General features: G+C 27.3%; 19 protein-coding genes and 2 tRNA genes. 13 read left to right on the forward strand and 8 right to left on the reverse strand.

All coding sequences use genetic code 11. The features are described 5' to 3' along the window. Positions 1-87: 87 nt before the first annotated feature. From ACTTBL_RS00480 to ACTTBL_RS00490, 3 genes are read left to right on the forward strand one after another with little or no spacing between them, the layout of a single operon-like run. Complete coding sequence (locus tag ACTTBL_RS00480) at positions 88-876, forward strand: MlaA family lipoprotein (protein WP_440643138.1); 789 nt, start codon at positions 88-90, stop codon at positions 874-876. 12 nt (positions 877-888) lie between these two features. Then, complete coding sequence (locus ACTTBL_RS00485; RefSeq protein WP_440643139.1) at positions 889-1,482, forward strand: MlaC/ttg2D family ABC transporter substrate-binding protein; 594 nt, start codon at positions 889-891, stop codon at positions 1,480-1,482. Beyond that, positions 1,482-1,961: a hypothetical protein gene (locus ACTTBL_RS00490; RefSeq protein ID WP_440643140.1), complete on the forward strand. Its 480-nt coding sequence runs from the start codon at positions 1,482-1,484 to the stop codon at positions 1,959-1,961. Before ACTTBL_RS00485 ends, ACTTBL_RS00490 begins: the two co-directional genes overlap by 1 nt. Before the next feature lie 9 nt (positions 1,962-1,970). On the opposite strand, the gene ACTTBL_RS00495 is transcribed toward ACTTBL_RS00490, so the two are convergent. From ACTTBL_RS00495 to ACTTBL_RS00515, 5 genes are all read right to left on the reverse strand, one after another. After that, positions 1,971-2,047, reverse strand: a tRNA-Ile gene (locus ACTTBL_RS00495). A gap of 59 nt (positions 2,048-2,106) precedes the next feature. Beyond that, a tRNA-Val gene (locus ACTTBL_RS00500) sits at positions 2,107-2,181 on the reverse strand. Positions 2,182-2,185: 4 nt separating this feature from the next. Further along, positions 2,186-4,009 carry an RNA polymerase sigma factor RpoD gene (gene rpoD / locus ACTTBL_RS00505; protein ID WP_440643141.1) on the reverse strand — a complete coding sequence of 608 codons (1,824 nt, stop codon included), beginning with the start codon at positions 4,007-4,009 and terminating at the stop codon, positions 2,186-2,188. Between the two features lie 67 nt (positions 4,010-4,076). Further along, complete coding sequence (dnaG, locus tag ACTTBL_RS00510) at positions 4,077-5,852, reverse strand: DNA primase (protein ID WP_440643142.1); 1,776 nt, start codon at positions 5,850-5,852, stop codon at positions 4,077-4,079. Next, positions 5,852-6,313 (reverse strand): GatB/YqeY domain-containing protein, encoded by a 462-nt coding sequence (locus ACTTBL_RS00515; protein WP_440643143.1) that lies wholly within the window; start codon positions 6,311-6,313, stop codon positions 5,852-5,854. Before ACTTBL_RS00515 ends, dnaG begins: the two co-directional genes overlap by 1 nt. A gap of 126 nt (positions 6,314-6,439) precedes the next feature. Between ACTTBL_RS00515 and carA the strand changes: the two genes are divergently transcribed. The 5 genes from carA to ACTTBL_RS00540 all read left to right on the forward strand — a co-directional run bounded on the left by carA (position 6,440) and on the right by ACTTBL_RS00540 (position 11,923). Continuing rightward, positions 6,440-7,636 (forward strand): glutamine-hydrolyzing carbamoyl-phosphate synthase small subunit, encoded by a 1,197-nt coding sequence (gene carA / locus ACTTBL_RS00520; RefSeq protein ID WP_440643144.1) that lies wholly within the window; start codon positions 6,440-6,442, stop codon positions 7,634-7,636. Beyond that, positions 7,614-10,832, forward strand: a complete 3,219-nt coding sequence (gene carB, locus ACTTBL_RS00525; protein ID WP_440643145.1) for a carbamoyl-phosphate synthase large subunit — start codon at positions 7,614-7,616, stop codon at positions 10,830-10,832. Before carA ends, carB begins: the two co-directional genes overlap by 23 nt. Before the next feature lie 86 nt (positions 10,833-10,918). Further along, positions 10,919-11,305 carry a hypothetical protein gene (locus ACTTBL_RS00530; protein ID WP_440643146.1) on the forward strand — a complete coding sequence of 129 codons (387 nt, stop codon included), beginning with the start codon at positions 10,919-10,921 and terminating at the stop codon, positions 11,303-11,305. A gap of 4 nt (positions 11,306-11,309) precedes the next feature. Then, a complete protein-coding gene (locus ACTTBL_RS00535) occupies positions 11,310-11,528 on the forward strand; it encodes a hypothetical protein (protein WP_440643147.1) in 219 nt (72 codons plus the stop codon). Positions 11,529-11,620: 92 nt separating this feature from the next. After that, a complete protein-coding gene (locus tag ACTTBL_RS00540) occupies positions 11,621-11,923 on the forward strand; it encodes an STAS domain-containing protein (RefSeq protein ID WP_440643148.1) in 303 nt (100 codons plus the stop codon). A 31-nt stretch (positions 11,924-11,954) separates the two neighbouring features. Here the strand turns inward: ACTTBL_RS00540 and ACTTBL_RS00545 are convergent, their stop codons facing one another. After that, the gene (locus tag ACTTBL_RS00545; protein ID WP_023854863.1) at positions 11,955-12,605 is read right to left on the reverse strand and encodes a prepilin-type N-terminal cleavage/methylation domain-containing protein; all 651 of its coding nucleotides are present in this window, start codon (positions 12,603-12,605) and stop codon (positions 11,955-11,957) included. 60 nt (positions 12,606-12,665) lie between these two features. After that, the gene (locus tag ACTTBL_RS00550) at positions 12,666-13,355 is read right to left on the reverse strand and encodes a class I SAM-dependent methyltransferase (protein WP_440643149.1); all 690 of its coding nucleotides are present in this window, start codon (positions 13,353-13,355) and stop codon (positions 12,666-12,668) included. A 94-nt stretch (positions 13,356-13,449) separates the two neighbouring features. On the opposite strand from ACTTBL_RS00550, the gene ACTTBL_RS00555 reads away from it, so the two are divergent. Genes ACTTBL_RS00555 through ACTTBL_RS00570 form a run of 4 tightly spaced genes read left to right on the forward strand, consistent with a single transcriptional unit; the run spans position 13,450 to position 18,975 of the window. Further along, positions 13,450-14,334: an AAA family ATPase gene (locus ACTTBL_RS00555; protein WP_440643150.1), complete on the forward strand. Its 885-nt coding sequence runs from the start codon at positions 13,450-13,452 to the stop codon at positions 14,332-14,334. After that, positions 14,324-15,235, forward strand: a complete 912-nt coding sequence (locus ACTTBL_RS00560; protein WP_440643151.1) for a hypothetical protein — start codon at positions 14,324-14,326, stop codon at positions 15,233-15,235. Before ACTTBL_RS00555 ends, ACTTBL_RS00560 begins: the two co-directional genes overlap by 11 nt. Beyond that, complete coding sequence (locus ACTTBL_RS00565) at positions 15,228-17,159, forward strand: transglutaminase family protein (protein WP_440643152.1); 1,932 nt, start codon at positions 15,228-15,230, stop codon at positions 17,157-17,159. The genes ACTTBL_RS00560 and ACTTBL_RS00565 overlap by 8 nt, the downstream gene beginning before the upstream one ends. Further along, positions 17,143-18,975: a hypothetical protein gene (locus ACTTBL_RS00570; RefSeq protein WP_440643153.1), complete on the forward strand. Its 1,833-nt coding sequence runs from the start codon at positions 17,143-17,145 to the stop codon at positions 18,973-18,975. Before ACTTBL_RS00565 ends, ACTTBL_RS00570 begins: the two co-directional genes overlap by 17 nt. Positions 18,976-19,019: 44 nt before the next feature. On the opposite strand, the gene ACTTBL_RS00575 is transcribed toward ACTTBL_RS00570, so the two are convergent. After that, positions 19,020-19,607 carry a pilin gene (locus ACTTBL_RS00575; protein ID WP_440643154.1) on the reverse strand — a complete coding sequence of 196 codons (588 nt, stop codon included), beginning with the start codon at positions 19,605-19,607 and terminating at the stop codon, positions 19,020-19,022. Between the two features lie 260 nt (positions 19,608-19,867). On the opposite strand from ACTTBL_RS00575, the gene ACTTBL_RS00580 reads away from it, so the two are divergent. Then, the coding region (locus ACTTBL_RS00580; RefSeq protein WP_440643155.1) for a hypothetical protein at positions 19,868-20,424 on the forward strand (557 nt) is incomplete at its 3' end.

The following is a 20,424-nucleotide window of genomic DNA, read 5'->3' on the forward strand; positions in this document are numbered from 1 at the left end:
TTTTAATTTTAAGCCATATTTTAGTCATTTTAATTGCTAAATCTTGATTTACTTTATCTTTACATAGAATATATATATTTTAAATAAATGTTAAAAACTATAAAAATTATTTTTTTGTTATTATTCCTTTCTGCTAACGCTCTAGCGGGTTCTGACGGGGAGTTGGAATTATCAAAAAAAAATAAACCTACAAAAGATTGTTTTGAGCCTTTAAACAGATTAACTTTTTCATTAAATCAAAGCTTAGATAAAGCAATTTTTAAACCTGTTGCAAAAGGATATAGAGCACTACCATCTCCCATAAAGAAAGGTACTGGCAATGCTTTAAAAAATCTATCAACTTTAGTTACTGTTCCAAACAATGTTTTGCAAGGTGATTTTAAACTAGCTGGAATTAATACAGGAAGATTTATTTTGAATACAACCGTTGGAGTGCTAGGTATATTTGATCCAGCATCTGAGATGGGTTTTCCTAAATATGTTAAGGAAGACTATGGACAAACACTTGGAGCTTGGGGAGTTGGACCAGGTTGCTATTTAGTTTTGCCAGTTTTAGGCCCTTCAACAATTAGGGATACTGCAGGAATGTTTGTTAATGTATTAGGTGGTGATCCTTATTATAATGTTTCAACAAATGCTAATAATGAATATTTAGATGCAGAACTTTTCGCTGCTACAAAAATATTAACTGGTGTAGCATTCAGGGCAGAAAATATTGACAGTTTGGATAATCTACAAAAAAATTCAGTAGATTTTTATGCATCAGTAAGAAGTGTATATACTCAAGATAGAGAAAATAAAATTAAAAATCTTGAAAGAGGAAATATTGAAGTTATTTACAACGATGATGACTGGGAAGAGATAGAGCCGAAATAACAAATTAAATATATGAAAAAATTTCCAATTATTTTATTTATTTTAACTTCAATATTTTACAGTAATGTTGCTTACTCAATATCTCCAGATGTATTTGTTCAATCCACTGTAAATAGAGCTGCAGAAACACTTGGAACTGGATTAACTAAGGATGAAAGAATTGAAGAGTTGAAAAAAATAGCTTTGGAAACTGTAGATATTAGAGGAATAGGTTTTTACTCTCTAGGATCTCACAGAAAAACAGCTACTGAAGAACAAAAAGATGAATATGAAAGAGTATTTAAAGAATATTTTTTACAAAGTTTTTCTAGTAGATTAGCAGAATACTCAAACCCAATAATTAATGTAGATTCAAAAAAAAAAATAAATGAAAACTACACAATTGTTTCAAGTACTCTTGCAGCAACTGAAAAAAGACCCTCGGTAAAAATTGAGTGGAGAGTTTATACAAAAAACAAAGATCAGCCCTTAATAAGAGACTTAATAATTGAGGGATTGAGTTTAGCAAGAACGCAGAAAGAAGAATTTAATTCTATAATTCAAAGTGCAGATGGAGATTTAAATGTGCTATTGGATAACCTTAGAAATTTTTCGAATGCAAATTAATGCAATCTAAAAAATTAAGAGTTCTCCCAAAATTTTCTTTTTTAATTTCTGCCTTTACTACTTTGTTATTTGCAATTTTTTCTGGATATAAAGGTGTACTTCTTTATTTTATAAATAAATCAATGGATGATACCTTTGTAGGAGGTGAAGTATCGAATATTTCTATCAGTTTATGGTTATTCATAAGTGGAATTATGTTTTTTCTTGCTTTTTTGTTTATTTATTTAAGAAAATTAAGAGACTTAAAAAGCCAGAAAACAATTAATAGTGCTTTTATAATTTTATGGTTCATAACCTTTGTAATTATTTTATTTTTTTTACCTAAAATGAAATATTTTTCTCTAATACCCTTTAGTTTGATGGTTATTTATATAATTTCATATAGTAACGTGAAAAAACAAATTATCTTCAACAAAAGAAATAAACATTTATCTAAAAATGAAATTGATCTTTTGCAGAGACTAGCAAAAAGAAAATAAGAATTTATTTGGTGGGCCCGCCAGGACTCGAACCTGGGACCAATACATTATGAGTGTACTGCTCTAACCAACTGAGCTACAGGCCCAAAACTCATATCTAGTTATATCATTTTTATAAAGTTATCAATTAAAGATAATTTTCAAATGGTGGGCCGTGTTGGTTACGCTCCAACTACCCCTGCAATGTCAATGCAGTACTCTACTATTGAGCTAACGGCCCTATTTTAACTTTCTAAGAAACTTTTTAATTGCTTAGATCTGCTTGGATGTTTTAACTTTCTAAGTGCTTTAGCTTCAATTTGTCTTATCCTTTCACGAGTTACAGAAAACTGTAATCCAACTTCCTCTAGAGTGTGGTCAGTATTCATTCCAACTCCAAACCGCATTCTCAATACTCTTTCTTCTCTTGGGGTTAATGTTGATAAAATTTTAGTAGTTGCTTCACCTAAGTTTGATTTTATAGCTTGTTCTAATGGAGCCAAAGCTTTTGTATCCTCTATAAAATCTCCTAAACTACTATCTTCTTCATCTCCTACAGGTTTTTCTAATGAGACTGGCTCTTTTGAGATTTTTAAAACTTTTCTTACTTTATCTAGTGGCATTCTGAGTTTTTGAGCAAGCTCCTCTGGGGTTGCTTCTCTTCCAAACTCACTTAAAATTAATCTTTGGGTTCTAACAATTTTATTTATTGTTTCAATCATATGAACTGGAATACGTATAGTTCTTGCCTGATCTGCAATTGATCTTGTTATTGCTTGTCTAATCCACCATGTTGCATAAGTTGAGAACTTATAACCCCTTCTGTACTCAAATTTATCGACCGCTTTCATTAACCCTATATTTCCCTCTTGAATTAGATCTAAAAATTGTAGACCTCTATTTGTATATTTTTTTGCAATAGAAATTACTAATCTTAAGTTAGCTTCTACCATTTCTTTTTTTGCAATTCGTGACTCTTTTTCTCCTTTTTGAATTCTACTTACGAGTTTTTTAAAATCAGTTACTGAAATTCCAAGTTTGTGACTAATTTCAATTAATCTTTCTCTAATATTTTTAAATTCTTCTTTATTCTTAGTAAAAAATTGTTTCCAAACTGAGTTTGTGTCTAAAAATTTTTTTAAATTAGGATTAATTTCATTGCCAACGTAAAATTTAATAAATTCATTTCTAGGTATTTGATGATCCATTGCAAGTCTTAAAAGATTACCTTCTAAAGAAATAATTTTTTTATTTTCTACATAATGTTTTTGGACAAGTTCTTCTAAAACAGATGGAGATAGTTGAAGAGATTTAATATTTTCTAATATGTCATTAACAATTTTTTCATACCCTTTTTCTTTTGCTGGTGAAAAATTTTGGGAATTTAAAACACAATCTAATTTTTCTTTCTGATATTTTATTAGCTTTGTATATTCTTTTGTTAAAGTATTAACAGTTTTTAAAACTTTTGGTTTAATTTCAGTTTCCATTGCAGCAAGGGTTGGATTAAAGTCGTCGTCGTCATCTGATGAACTTTCATCTTTTTCTGTTTCACCTGCATTTTTTTGTTTTGCACTTGGTCCAGTGGACTCATCTTCCATATAATTTGTATCAATATCTATAATTTCTCTAACTAAAATTTCATCTTTTTGCAGTTGTTCATTCCATTCAAAAAATTGTTGTGCTGTAATTGGGCTTTGAGAAAGTGCAATTAACATTACATCTTTACCTGCTTCTATTCTTTTGGCAATTGCAATTTCACCTTCTCTAGAAAGCAACTCAACCCCACCCATTTCACGCAAATACATTCTTATAGGGTCATCACTTTTTTCTATTGTTTTACCCTCTTCTTTATTTGAATTTTCTTTTTTTCTTAAAACTTTAAAATCTGATTTTTTTTCTACTAACGTAACATTTTCATCCAATATATGAATAAATGCTTGTGCCAAATTTTCATCTGATAAATTTCTTTTACCTAATGATTTACTTAATTCCTCGTAAGTTATAAATCCCCTATGGGTTCCACGACCCATAAGTCTAGCAAATGATTTTGTAATAATTCTTTCCACGATAATTTGAGTTTAAAGGTCTTATATAATGTCAATTATATAAAAATCTATTAATAATTTTGTCAGTTTAATTGAGATTCTGCTTTTTTTTGAGCTCTTTTAACTCATTAAATGTGGACTCGCTCATATCCACAGAAAACTTCGATTCTAATTCCTGGATTCTGAACTCAAGATCATAATTCATCAAATCTCTAGAGATGTCCTCTAATAATTCGATTATTTTTTGATCATCATCAGATTGATTTTTTAGAATATGTTTGATTGGAGCAAATTTATTTATTTTTTCTGTTAATTGAACATCCAAGTTAAGATCTTGAACTGCAACATGTGAACTAGATTTTAATTTTTCAATAATCATTTCAAATATTTTTTTATTAAACTCGGTAAATAATTTAATATTTTCAATCAAATGAGTATTTGCTTGCAACAAATCTAGGTTATTAATAACTAAATATAAGAGAGAAAACTCTTTTAATTCAACTCCAGACAAAGACTGACTTTCTTTAAAATATTTTTTTGTACTTTCTAAAGATTTTGTTTTTTTTGAAATAAATCTTTTATTATTTTGATTGGAATGTGGTGTTAGCTCAGCAATTTTCTCTAAAAAATATTCTAAAACATATTTTTTTATAAAATCATCTTTAATTGTATTTGCAATTGCTCTAAGTTTTTTCTCAAAAATAGCCATCGATGATGGGTTATTTTTAGTTTGTTTTTTGTAATGACTAAAAATAAATTGATGAATGGATAATTTGCTTTGCTTTGTAAAATCTATAAAATTAGTCTTACCATTTTTGTTTACATAACTATCTGGATCTTCTTTTTCTGGCAGAAATAAAAATGAAATTTGTTTTTCAGGTTTCAGTTCCTTTATTGAATTTTCAGCAGCTCTAACAGCAGCTTTGTATCCACTTTCGTCACCATCAAAACATATTATGATATCATCAAAAAATTGATTTAAGGTTAAAATTTGTTTGTCGGTTAAAGATGTACCAAGATTTGCCACCACGTTATCAATTCCATTTTTGCTCAGACCTACAACATCCATGTATCCTTCAACTAGATAAATATGGTCAATTTTATTTGAAAGTTTTCTTGCTAAATCTAAATTATATAAATTTGATCCTTTTTTAAAAAAATTTGTCTCAGGTGAATTTATATATTTTGCTAAGTAATCTAAATTTTCTATAATTCTCCCTCCTAAAGCAATTGGTTGACCTGAAATATTATTGATTGGAAATATTAATCGACCTCTAAATCTTTCTAAATAAATTTTTTTTTTCTCATCTAAATAGAATAAACCAGTTTCTACTAAAGTTTGTTCATTATGATCTTTTTTTAATTTTTCAAAAAAATTTGGATTTTTTTCTATGTATCCTATCTTAAACTTTTTAACCTCATCTTTACCTAATGATCTATTTTTTAAATAATCTCTAGCAATAGAATAATTTTCATTTTTTAAAAGTTCATTGTGATAAAATTCAACATAATGACTAAAAATAGATTTATACTCATTCCACTTTTTTTCTCTTTCTTCATCTTGTTTAGAAAACATATATGGCTGCATACCTGCTAATTGAGCTAGGTATTTAACTGCTTCTCCAAATTTTAAATTTTGAGTTTTCATCACAAAATCAAAAATATTGCCATGTTCTGAAGTTGCAAAACAATGATAAAATTCTTTTTCATCATTAACAGTAAATGAGGGTGTTTTTTCATTTTTAAAAGGCGATAAACCTACAAATTCTTTACCTCTTTTTTTTAAGGAAACAGTTTTTGATACTACTGTTGAAACTTTCAACCTATTTTTAATTTCATCGAGATACTCTTTCGGGTATTTCATTATTTATTCAACAATTCTTTAATCATAGGTCCTGCTTTGGAAAAATCAATTTCATCTGCATGAGTTTTTTTAAGTTCACCCATAACTTTTCCCATATCTTTTAATGAATTTGCTCCAATTTTCAAAATAACATCCGCACAAATTTTCTTAGTTTCTTCTTCACTAAGCTGCTTTGGTAAGAAGCTTGTTAAAATATCATATTCATTTTGCTCAACCTCTAAAAGATCTGTTCTATTATTTTTTTTATAAATATCGATCGATTCGGCACGCTGTTTAACCATTTTTTTTAAAAGTTTCTTAATATCGTCATCATCAGTTTCCTTTTTATTTGGGCCTGATCTGTTAACAATGTCCAAATCCTTAATAGAAGATAATATTAACCTATAGGTTGATATTTTATTTTTATCTTTAGATTTTAGAGCATTTTTATATTCGTTTTCGATAGTCTGTTTTAATGACATAATTTTTTAATCTACTTTAAAGAAAAAATTCTTCAAAAGAAAAATTGTTTTTTTACAATTTTATATTACATCTCTGTTGCGATAATAAAGCAATTATTGTATTAACCTTTAACTCATGAGTTGTAATTGATCAAAAAAGCAAAAAAAACTAACTCAAAAATTAAATCTCAAATCAATACAGGCGTTTTAGTTCTAGAAAATAAAAAGGTATTTAGAGGAATTGGAATTGGATACCAAGGAGAAGCCACAGGAGAAGTTTGCTTTAATACATCTTTGACTGGTTACCAAGAAATAATCTCCGATCCATCTTACGCAGGTCAAATTATTAACTTTACCTTTCCTCATATTGGAAATGTTGGAACTAATAAAGAAGATCATGAGTCTGATAAAATATGGGCTAGAGGAGTGATTTTTAACTCTGAAATAACTTCACCTTCAAATTACAGATCGTTCCTGCATTTAGATACTTGGCTAAAAAAAAATAAAATTGTTGGAATTACTGGCTTAGACACCAGAAGCCTTACAAACTTTATAAGAGATAAAGGAGCCCCTAAAGGCACAATTAGTTATTCAAAAAAAGGAAGGTTTAATATTAATAAATTGACTAATACTACCATCAAATGGAGTGGATTAAAAAATCTTGATCTTGCAGAATTAGTTTCCACTCAAAAAAATTATATTTGGAAAGGTTTCAAAACTTGGAAAAAAGAATTTGGATATAAAAAAAATAATAAAAATTCATTTCATGTTGTTGCAATTGATTATGGAATTAAAAAAAATATCCTAAGATATTTCTCTGACTTTAATTGCAAAATTACTGTCGTTTCTTGTAAAACTGATGCTCAAAAAATTTTAGCTTTAAAACCAAATGGAATATTTTTATCAAATGGTCCTGGTGATCCAGCTGCGACAGGGAAATATGCTATAGAAATTATTAAAGATCTAATTAAAAAAAATTTACCAATATTTGGTATTTGTTTGGGTCATCAAATTTTAGCATTGGCATTAGGTGGTAAAACAAAGAAAATGAAGCTTGGTCATAGAGGAGCAAATCATCCAGTTAAAAATTTAATTCATGATAATGTTGAGATAACGAGTCAAAACCATGGATTTGAAGTAGTTAAAGAAACATTACCAAAAAATATTGAGGTCACACATAAATCTTTATTTGATAATAGTATTGAAGGTATCAAACTAAAAAATAAACCAGTTTTTTCAGTTCAGTATCATCCTGAGTCTAATCCAGGACCTCAGGATAGTGTTTATTTGTTTCAAGAATTTATTAACAACATGAAAAAAAATGCCAAAAAGAAAAGATATTAAAAAAATATTAGTTGTAGGGGCTGGTCCAATAATTATAGGACAAGCATGTGAATTTGACTATTCAGGTACACAAGCATGTAAAGCTCTAAAAGATGAAGGTTATAAAGTTGTCCTAATAAATTCAAATCCAGCAACAATTATGACAGATCCAGATGTTGCGGATAAAACTTATATTGAACCCATTACACTTGATGTATTAGAAAAAATTCTCAAGAAAGAAAAACCAGATGCAATTCTTCCAACAATGGGAGGGCAAACCGCACTTAACCTCGCGATGGAAGCGGAGAAAAAAGGAATCCTAAAAAAATACAAAATTGAATTGATAGGAGCAAATTCTAAAGCAATTTCTAATGCCGAGGACAGAAAGAAATTTAGAAAAAATATGATCGATATTGGTTTAGATTTACCAAAATCTGAAATTGTTAATAACAATAATCAAGCATCAAAAGTATTAAAAAAAATTGGTTTGCCAGCAATCATAAGACCTGCTTTTACACTTGGTGGGCTTGGTGGGGGAATAGCCAAAACTAGAAAAGATTATTTTAAGATTGTTAAAAATGGGTTGCACGAATCTCCGGTAAGCCAAGTTCTTGTAGAGGAATGTTTAGAGGGTTGGAAAGAATTTGAGATGGAGGTTGTAAGAGATAAGAAAGATAACTGTATCATCATTTGCTCGATTGAAAATATAGATCCAATGGGAATTCATACGGGCGACTCAGTAACAATTGCACCTGCTCTTACTCTAACAGATAAAGAATACCAAGTAATGAGAAATGCTTCTATTGCCTGTTTAAGAAAAATTGGAGTTGAAACTGGAGGATCGAATGTTCAATTTGCTATCAACCCTAAAAACGGTCGAATGGTTGTCATTGAAATGAATCCACGTGTATCAAGATCCTCAGCACTTGCATCAAAAGCAACTGGATTTCCAATTGCGAAAGTAGCTGCAAAATTAGCGGTTGGTTATACTCTAGATGAATTAAAAAATGAAATAACTAAAGTTACTCCTGCATCATTTGAACCAAGTATAGATTATGTGGTGACTAAAATTCCAAGATTTACATTTGAAAAATTTTCTACTTCTCCTGCAACTTTAGGGACATCAATGAAATCAGTAGGTGAAGCAATGGCAATAGGAAGAAACTTTAAGGAATCTCTTCAAAAAGCTTTGGTATCTCTGGAGACTGGTTTTTCAGGTTTAGACAGAATTTTTGATTTAAATAAAAAACAAATTAAAAAAAAGCTTAAAGAAACTGTTCCAAATAAGATATTGCTTGTCGCTGAAGCAATTAGAAAAAAAATAGACTTAAAGAGAATATACAATTTATCAAAAATTGACCCTTGGTTTTTAGAGCAAATTAAAGAAATAGTTGATTGCGAAACACAAATCAAAAATAAAGGACTTCCAAAAGATTTTGCAGAATTTAACAGAATAAAATCAATAGGATTTTCAGATAAAAAACTTTCAGAATTAACTAAAACTTCTGAAGACGTTGTTAGAAGAAAAAGATCAGCGCTTAAAATACTTCCAGTTTATAAAAAAGTAGATACTTGTGCTGCAGAATTTAAATCGTTTACGCCTTATATGTATTCAACATATCAAAGAAACTTTTCAATTAACTCAGAATGTGAAGCTAATCCATCCAATAAGAAAAAAATAATTATTCTTGGAGGAGGACCAAATAGAATTGGCCAAGGAATTGAGTTTGATTATTGCTGTTGTCAGGCAAGTTTTTCATTAAAAGATGTGGGTTTTGAGACTATCATGGTTAATTGTAACCCCGAAACAGTATCAACAGACTATGATACGAGTGATCGATTATACTTTGAACCTTTAAAAGAAGAATACGTTTTTAACATAATTAAGAAAGAACAAGAAAAAGGAAATCTGATAGGAGTAATAGCTCAGTTTGGAGGCCAAACTCCAATTAAACTTGCTAAATTTTTATACGACAATAAGCTTCCAATATTAGGAACTCAATATACCTCTATAGATTTAGCAGAGGATAGAGATCGATTTAGAAATTTATTAAATAAATTAAAACTAAAACAAGCAGAGAGCGGAATTGCAAAGACATTTAATCAGGCAATAAAAATTGCTGAAAAAATTGGATTACCGTTAATGGTAAGACCTTCGTATGTTTTAGGTGGAAGAGCAATGGAAATTGTTCATGAAAAAAATCAGCTTAAAAAATTTGTTGCAGAAGCGTTTAAAGCTGCAGAAGATAATCCAATTTTGATTGATAAGTTTATTGATCATGCAATGGAAGTAGATGTGGATGCTATATCAGATGGAGAACAAGTTCACGTTGCAGGTATTATGCAACATATCGAAGAGGCTGGAATTCATTCAGGAGACTCAGCATGCAGCCTACCCCCTGTATCAATTAAACCTTATCTCCTTAAAGAAATAGAAAATCAAACTAAAAAATTAGCGATAGCTTTAAATGTTAAAGGTTTCATGAACATACAGTTTGCAATTAAAAAAGATGAAATTTATGTGATTGAAGTAAATCCAAGAGCAAGTCGAACAGTGCCTTTTGTATCAAAGGCAAAAGGATTACCTCTAGCTAAAATTGCATCAAGAGTAATGGCTGGTGAAAAGTTATCTAAGTTTAATTTAAAAGATAAATCTAAAGGTATGTACGCAGTTAAAGAAGCTGTATTTCCATTTAATAAATTTCCAAACAGTGACTTATTGTTAGGGCCTGAGATGAAATCTACTGGAGAAGTTATGGGATTTGATAAAAATTTTGGAATGGCTTTTGCCAAAAGTCAAATTGCAGCAGCTAACTCATTACCAAAACAAGGATTAGCTTTTATATCTCTCAAAGATAGTCACAAAGATGAAGGAATATATTTAGCTAAAGAACTTCTTAAACTTAGGTTTACATTATGTGCAACTAGAGGAACTGCAGAATATATTCGAAAACATGGGATGAAATGTAAAATTATAAATAAAGTAAGCACTGGTTCGCCTCACATAGTAGATGTCTTAGACTCTAAAAAAATTGCCTTAGTGATAAATACGGGGGGTGGAAATAGCGAACATCGATTAAGTGATGCAATAGCTTTAAGAAGAGCAACACTTAAGAATAAAGTTCCTTATTGTACTAACATGTCTACTGCTCAAGCTTGCTTAGAAGCAATTAAATCTCTAAAAACTAAGAAGCTAGAAGTTCAAGCTATTCAATAAATATCTATAGAAAAATTATATATTAAGCTTAAATAATAATATAAATTTTATTTTAAAAAAACCCAATTTGGGTATAAGTTCGACTTATGCATTTACAAAATTATAAAATAATCGAAGATTTAGTAACGTCAATATATACAAAAGATATATCTGACTTTGGTGACAGATCTTATTACCCTCAAATATTAAAATTAGTAAGCAGAATTAATTTAAAAAATTTTACAAATGAAAACTTAATTTGTGAAAATGAGGTTTTTTGCTCTACTTCAAATGGAGCAAGTATTAATTTAATTTCAAGAAGTCTTGGTCTTCCAAGGGAAACAGTTAGAAGAAAAGTCTCAGAATTAATAAAACTTAATTGGTTGGTTAGAGATAATCTAAAAATTTATGTTTCTAAAGAATGGAGAAAAAAAAATTTAAAAAACAATGAGATTATCCTCAAAGAATTAATTGAGCTTTCAAGAAAAATTTAAAACTATGAATAATATCCAATACATGATTATAAAGAATAAAAAAATAAATGATGTGATGGTACCTAGGGCTTATTTAGAGAAAAATGAATATAACACTAAATTAAGTTATGAAGAAATGATAAACAAGATAAACGTGAGAAAGAAGAATAAGAAAAAACTATTCTATTTTATATCAATTGTTTCTTCAATCTCATTAATTGTTGCAAGTTACTATTGGGTTTAATTTTTAAATTAAATTCAATATTTACAATAAGAAATAACATTTAAGTTTAAAGATTTTGTTGACTACGTGTTTACTCAGATTATATTCAAATTATGAGTTATCCGGAAAAAACTGAAAATGATGTACTGACAATTACAGTGAGTGGAGAAATAGATCTAGAAAATTCAGAAAACTTAAGGCAGCAAGTGCATGGAGCTTTAGATGATAATAAAGCTGTGTCAGTTGATATGAGCGCTGTAAATTACATTGATAGTTCAGGAATTGCAGTACTGATTGAAAGCAAACAAAGAGCTGGGGAAGGAAGTAAAGAATTTAAAATAGTAAAACCTAACGAAGCTGTAGTTTCAGTTTTAAAACTTGCAAAACTAACAAGTTTTTTTGATATCGAGAATTAATCCTAATTTTTTAAATTTAAACTCTCTTCTATTAGTCGTAATCTGCGTCAGTATCAATAGAGTCTGCGCCTGTATGCCATGCACCATGATCAGATAAGTTCCAACCACAATCTGCTTGGCCATCTGCAGCACTACTTGAAAAATATTTTCCGCCAATTGATTTGTGTGAATAATCTCCTGTGTCTCTATGAATAATCACTCTAAATCTAGCTTTTTCCATCGGGCATCCGCCGCCTGAACCATAACCTCCTGTAGATTTATAACAAAACATCTGTATCATTCCTCGTTTGTGGTTTGACCAAGACTCATTGTCAATTGTTATGCTAGTCTTATTAGGTTTCCATGGATTCTTAAATGTGGAGTTATCTGTACCTCCATCTAAGAAATAATTTTTCATTGAAATTAAAAATTGTTTACAGGTAGTATCTGAATTAATCATGTCACCAGTTAAATTACCTCCATCATCGTATTCAGGAGTAGCACTTCCAAGATCATTTTGAACAATAATAGTTTCAGTTTCCATATATTTTGTGATTGTTGCGTAATTTTGTTCTAAAACTTTTAGCCTAGTAGAGTCTACATAACTTTGATACCCAACAACACCAACCCCAGCTAACACACCAATAATTGCGACCACGACTAAAAGTTCGACTAGGGAGAAACCTTTTTGAATTATCTTCATGATAAAAAACTTATTATAAAATATTAAGAAGTGAAAGTACCTATTTTGGTTAATAAAAATTTATTTTTTAATAATAATAATTAATGATTTTCCAAATAAATTAAAAAATAATTTATCAAGCACCTTTGACAAAGGTATCAAAGAGTTCCAAATTTTAATTTTTTGATGAAAATTTTTTTTATAATTGTTTAAAAAAACCTTTGATATTAATGAAAGTAAATAACCAACACTATCATAATATTTCATTTGGTAGCTTGAGTGGTCAAGATTTTGTATTAAATCTTTAATACTTTTTTTATCATACCTTCTAAAGTGATTAACATCTTCATCAAATTTAGAATATAGATGCTGAAAAGCTGGAACATTAATAATCAATTTACCCCCTGATTTAAGTGAATTAAATGATTTATTAATCTCATCTAAATCATTTTGTATATGCTCTAAAACATCAAGATATAAAATAGTATCATAAGTATTAGGCGTGAGAGGAAACTCTTTATTTATTAATAATACGTTTTGATTATCATGGTATTTAGATTGTAGATTTTCAAATAAAATTTTTGAAGGTTCGAATAAATCAACTTTTTCTACTCTATCTAAATAAAGTTGTAAATTCTCACCATTACCAGGACCTATTTCAGCTGTATACCCACGGATATAATTTTTTATTAAATCGTTTTGATAGTTTCGAAAATTTTTAGAATTATCAAAATGTTCAAGCTCCCAGCCTTGATAATTAATTTTTGTCATAAATAGATAAGTTATTTATAATATAATATTTGTTTTACAATTTTTTTATTTTGATATTAAAAATTATGGTCTAATAGGTGTAATTATATTAAATATGATTGATAAACTAATTAATAATATTCAAAGAAACATTATTGGAAATGAGTTTAAGATTAAAATTTCCATAGCCACCATTTTGAGTGGTGGTCATATATTAATCGAAGATCTTCCAGGTACTGGCAAAACAACATTTGCAAAATCTTTAACTTCAGCAATGAACTTAAAATTTAAAAGAATTCAATTTACATCTGATTTATTGCCTAGTGATATTCTTGGATATACGTTTTTAAAAAATGATGAGTTTATTGTTAATAAAGGTCCAATATTTACAAACATTGTTCTTGCAGATGAATTAAATCGCGCAAGTCCAAAAACTCAGAGTGCTTTTCTCGAGTCGATGGAAGAAAAAACAGTTACAATCGATAAAGATACATTTGAACTTCCTAAACCATTTTCAGTTATTGCTACTCAAAACCCATCTGACTTATCTGGAACTTCACTATTACCCGAGTCACAATTAGATCGATTTACTATCTCGTTTTCTTTAGAGGAATTGAGTAAAGATCAAAGAATAAAATTATTAAAAAATGAATTAGATAATAATTTAATTCAATCTAATTTTTCAATTAATGAAGTAGTTGAAAATATTAATCAAATAAATGTAAATGATAATGTAATTGAGTATTTAGATAAAATATCTGAATATATTAAAAACAATTTTAGTAACACTCATATTTCTCCTAGATGTTTAAAACAAACTATTCATCTATCAAAATCGTTAAGTTTTCTTAACTCAAAGAAATATGTGACCTATCAAGAGATTAAAGATGTCTTACCATTTATACTTCGTCATCGATTGAATATTGTTGAAAAAAAAGAATTTATAGAATTCATGAATAATGAAATATTAAATAAAGTTCCATTACATGATGAAAAATAGTTTTTGGAAAAAAATTATTTTAAAAAAATCCTTAAAAAATCTTAATACTATAAGTCGAAAAAATTTATATATTTTTCCAAATTTAAGAGGTTTTCAAATTGCTGCTTTAATTTTTTTTTGTTTTGCAGTAGCTATTTTTTATCAAAATAATTTTGCATTATTGTTGTCAATTGTTCTTTTTTTTATCTACTTCATTTCAATTTTGATCTCTTATCAAAATTTACTCAATTTAGATTTATCAATTAATAATAAACTTCATTCAGCAAATAAATTTGTAAATTTAATTTACCAAATCAATGATAAACAAAATAGAGAAAGGCTAAATGTTAATTTTGATCTGGAAAACGAAACTACTAAAAAAGATATCAATGATAAAACAACAATTAATTTAAAATATAAATTTGATAAAAGAGGTAAAGTAGATACTCCTACTTTAAACATTCATTCTTTATTTCCTTTTGGAATTATAAAAACATTTACTAAAGTATCCTTTAAAGAGCGTTTAACTATCTATCCAGAGCCAATTAGACCTTCAAATGATATATTTGAACAATTATATCAACTTAATACTGATGAAGGGTTTGATTATGAGTTTGATAAAATAGAAGAAAACAAAGAAAATATTAATTTTTCAAAAATTTCATGGAAACATTCATCAATTAAAAAAAAACTTTATGAAAAAAAATTCAAATTTATTAATAATTTGCAGCATATAACAATAGATTTACAAAAGATAAATGCTGAAAACTTTGAAAAAAAACTTTCTTATGCCAGTTATTTAATTGAATATTTTTATCAATTAAAAAAACCATTTTTATTAAAGAACAAAGACTTTATTTCAGCAATTGCTTGTTCTTTAGATCATAGAAATAAACTTTTAACCTATCTTGCTAATGCCTAGAATAAATTTATTAAATTATAATTTTAATGCTTTAATAATACTGGTTTGTAGCTTTTTAGTGCTAATTCCTGAGATTGAATTTTCAACCAATATTTTTTTTCTAATATTATTCTTTTTTGCAGTTATTCAAAAAAGCTTTAGTTATAAATATAAGAAAGTATTTAGCTCTATTTTAGCTATAGCAACAATATACATTTTATTTGTCTTAAATGACCAAACTTTATCTAAAGAGTATTTTATCAATTTAATATTAGGATTAATATTTCTCAAATATTCAGAAATTGAAAAAAAAGAAAATCATTATTTTTTTGGATTTTCATGTGTGTTTTTAGCTGTTAGCTCTCTAGTATACGGCCAGGATTTAATCAGCTCATTTTTATCATTTATTATAATCCTACTATCAATCATTCATTTATATTCTTTAAATCAAACCAAAATTTTAAAATTAAACTTAAATAACCTTTTTAGATATTTTATATTTGCTTTAAGTATCATTCCAATTATTACAATTATTTATTTTGTCTTCCCAAGAGCAGAATTAAATATCAAATTATTTGAAACTAAAAAAAATCAATTAGGAATTCCTGATAAAATAAGTTTGGGTTCGTTTCAAAATATTTCAGATAGTGAAGAAAACGTTTTTATTTTTAAAACTAATATTCAAGATGAAGATAAAAAATACTATTTTAGGGTTAAGGTATTTGACAAATTAAGTATCAGTAAAGATTGGTTAAATTCTGAGTATAAAATACTATTAGCCCAATTTAAAGATAGTTTTACGGTTTCAAATTATATTAAAAGGCAAGATATTGATGCATCTTTAATAATGTTCCCGCACGAAAAAAAATGGTTTCCAAAATTAGCCAACTATAACTTTAAAAATTCAAATCTAAATTTAAACCTAATTAATAATACACTGACCACCAATAAGGTAGTGACCAACAAAAAATCTTATAAACTAATTTATGATAAGAGAGATGTAGCATATCAAAAAAAACTTTTAGATTTTTATACACTTTTACCTAACAATATTTCTCCAAAGTTAAAACAGTGGGCAAAAACAAACTTTGAAAATGCAAGTGATCCTAAGGATTATTTAGATAAGATATTAAACGAATTTAAAACTAATAATTTTTTTTACAACTTAACTCCAGTTAATCAAGGTAACGATTATGAAAATTTTTTTTTCAATACTAAAACTGGATATTGTGAGTATTATGCCGGAACCTTTACCATACTTGCAAGGTTAGTTGGTATCCCAGCTAGAATAGTTACTGGCTATTATGGTGGATCGTATAATAATATTGGTAATTTCTATACTTTTAAGCAGCGTGATGCCCATTCTTGGGTGGAAATATTTATTGATAATAATTGGGTTCTATATGATCCAACTCTTGCTGTGCCAAATGAAAATATTCTTAATTCAAACAATTCTAATTTTGAAAGTTTTGAGACATCTATAGTAAGTTCCAACAATGAACAAAAAATAAATATTAGTAGAGTTGGAATTTATTTTGAATATATCAATTATGTATGGACTAATAGTTTTTTAAGATATGATGAAAGATCTAGAACAAACTTTATTAAAGAAAAACTCTCTAACACAGATATGTACAAAACAATTTTCTTTATTTTATTTTCAATAATAGCCATCATTTATCTTATTAAGATAATATTATTTATTTATGCTAGAAACTTTTTGTACAAATTATTTTTTAATAAACTTAGAAAAAATAATAAGAATTTATCAAATTATATGACCCACCAAGAAATTTACAAATCTTTAAAAAATATAGATCAAAAAAGATTTGAACATTTGTTTAAACTTTATGAGCAAATTAAATTTGATAAAAAATATAAAATTTCATTTAAAAATTTTTACTCAATCAATTTTCAAATAATCAAATATGCTTACTTTAAATAATAATAAAGTAATATTTATTTCTTTAGCAGTTCTAATCTTTGCAATTCATCAAATAATGTTTCTATCTTATTTGAATATTGGATCTTTCCATTTTGACTATCAATCAGCTTTATCAAGATTAATATTTGGAAAAATTTGGTTTTTAAAGAATGGACTAACTGTTCCTTGGTTTACACCACATATTTGCTGTGGTGCACCTTTTTTTTCAAATCCACAGTCAGAATTTTACTCACCTATTCAATTTTTATTTCTTTTTTTAAAACCTTTAACAACATTTAAAGTTATTTTTTTTATATATTCCTTTTTGGGATATCTTGGCTCTTTTTTAATTTTAAGAAGAATATTTAAACTCACTAATAATGCAGCTTTAATTGGATCAACAATATTCCTCTTTAATCATTATTTTGCTTTTCATTATTTATCAGGACATATTGGTTGGGGTTTATTTTCTATTATTCCAATATTTTTTTATATTTCAGCAATATCTTTAGATCAAACCAATAAAAAATACTCTTTTTTTCTAATTACAAGTTCAGCATTAATTTTTGCAGTCATGATGCATAGTGGCGGTACTAGAATAATTATGGAAATTTTGGTTTCTGTATTTTTTTTAACTTTATTACATTTAATTAAATACAAAAATTATAAAATCATACTTTATGTTTCTATTAGTGTTTTAATTGGATTACTAATTTCTGCCTCTAAAATATATGCTGCATGGTCATTTGTAGAAGGTCTGTCGAGGAATGTGGCACCAATTTATTTTGATAGTATTTGGAAGTTTATTTCAGTTTTTTTTGACTTTTTCTTTTTATCACCACGAGAAAGTATAGAAAATGATGTTGGTTCAATTTCCGCTATTTTATCTATTGAAGAATTGTCATTTAATGTAACAATTTTACCTTTATTAGTTTTCATAATTTATCTAAGAAATTTGCCAAAATTTACTGATGATAAATTTAAATTAACTTTTAGTTTTATTCTATTCATAAGTGTTTTTATTCTAATTCTCCTAAATTTTTCAAATACTGCGCTTGGGTCAGTTGTTAGAAAAATACCTTTTATAACAAATGACTGGATATCCTTTAGAATGCTTGCTCCATTAATAATCCTATTTTCAATACTTACCGCAATGATGTTTGATAAAATTTCTTTTAAGAAAAATGATATTTTAACTATATTTTTCTTATCAATCATTATTATTCAAAATTTATCTTTTGATAGAAATAAATTATATAATATTTTTTCACACACAAATCTGAAAGACTTATTAAATTATGAAGTATCAAGATCAAATATAGATGAGTATAATATTGAAAAAATTCTAACAATTTTAGACAAAGACTCTAAAGTAGATGGTCCTAAACAACATGATTTTTTTTTAGAAAATCAATCTATTCAATTCTGCTATTTTTCAGTATTTGGCTATGATTTAGAGGCACTTAAACCTATTGTAAAACCTTTAATATTTAATCATCATGAAATATGGAACATAAAACCTGAATTTTCAAATGATCAAAGTGTTAATCAAACCATGAATGTATATAAAGGAGATCCTTTCTTTGAAAGAAATGGAAATCTTAATTTTATTAATCCTTCATGTTATCTAAATCCTGAAGAAAATAATTGTAAAGATAATTTTCTATTTAAGGCAACTTATAAAGAAGAATTAACCAAATTTTTAAATTACAAACCTTTTGAATTTAAACAATTAAAGTTACAAATAATTTTTAATTATTTAAGCTTAATAACTTTTATTTTTACTTTAATTTCTTTATTTTTATTTTTTATTAGAAATAAAAAAAACCCCCTCTAAAAAAATTTAAAGGGGGTTTAATAAAAATTTAATTTTAACTTAATTTACTTAAGTTGAAATTCTTTTGCTTTATATTCTCCAGTACTTCCTGCAGAACCATCTTCTGTGTAGTACTCTACCAAGAAATATCCTGAAGTTGATGCTGCTGCAAAAATTCCTCCTGAAGGAATTACCGCACCATTAATCGTTGTGTCAGCAGCTGGAAAGAATCTAACGTTCACTTGACCCTTTTTAACGTCTGCAGCAGCGGAACTAAATACTATTTGATTTCCACCAGCAGCGTCATAAGGGTTTTTAAAAGCGTTTCCATATCCATCAGTCGCAAAGTAACAAGTTAGTCCTTCTACAAAGTCAGCCAACGTATTACTGTAAACTGTGTAAGGAGTTAATGAAGAACAAGAACTTCCTGCGCTAATTGCGCCAGATACTGTTTGAATATTGTTGTTTAACAGAGTTAGTTCTGTTTCAACAAATCTTTTTACTGAGTTAAAGTTAGCAACAGCTACCCTACTTTTAGCAGAATCTGTATAACTTTGATAACCCACAATCCCAACACCAGCTAATACACCAATAATTGCAACAACAACCAGAAGCTCAACTAGTGAGAAACCTTTTTGAAGTGTTTTTTTCATAATTATGTTTTTCCTTATTTTAAAGAATTATATATATATATATGAAGTCCTTCTATCAATTTTGCTTATGATGTAAATCATAAAAAATGGCATTTAAACCTTGCAATATATAAGTTTTTTGTCGCCCATTTTGGGGGCAATTAGTTTATAGTGATTTTAACTAAAAAAATTCATAAAAAATTTTTTTACGATATTAACCAGTAAGCTAAAAAAATTACTAATTTAAATTAAGTTAAAATTAATTTTTAAAAAAAAACTAAATGAAACTAACTGAGCAACAAAACAAAGTATTTGAATACATCATCTATTTAATCTCATTTGGTTTTTTTTTATTTTTTTTTGGACATACTTTGGATTATGGAAGAACATATGACGATTTTGCTTTAGTAGATCGTTTTACAAAATCACCTGGGGATGCCAAGCTAATTGCAAGTTTTTTCTATGCAAAATTTCATTTTTATCCTGTATATTTTTTAACACATGAATTGGATAATTTTTTAACTTTTTTTCTAAATTTTAACGGAATTAATGTTTTAAATTCAAAAATAGCTAAATTTACAAATATTTTTTTACACGTAACTAATAGCTTTCTAGTTTTCTTATTAATTAAAAAAATTTTCAAAGTCGAAAATAACTTAAGAAGCAATACATTATTTTTTTTAAGTTCTTTAATTTTTTTATTTCATCCTATTACATCACAAATTATTTTTAATATCACTACCCGAAATGAAAGCTTAGCTTTATTTTTTGGACTTTTAACATTCATATATTGTATCTCAAATGTTCATAATAAAAGATTTATAAATTATTTTTTTAT

This window comes from Candidatus Pelagibacter sp. HIMB123 (genome assembly GCF_052048195.1).
In the GTDB taxonomy this organism is placed as follows: domain Bacteria; phylum Pseudomonadota; class Alphaproteobacteria; order Pelagibacterales; family Pelagibacteraceae; genus Pelagibacter.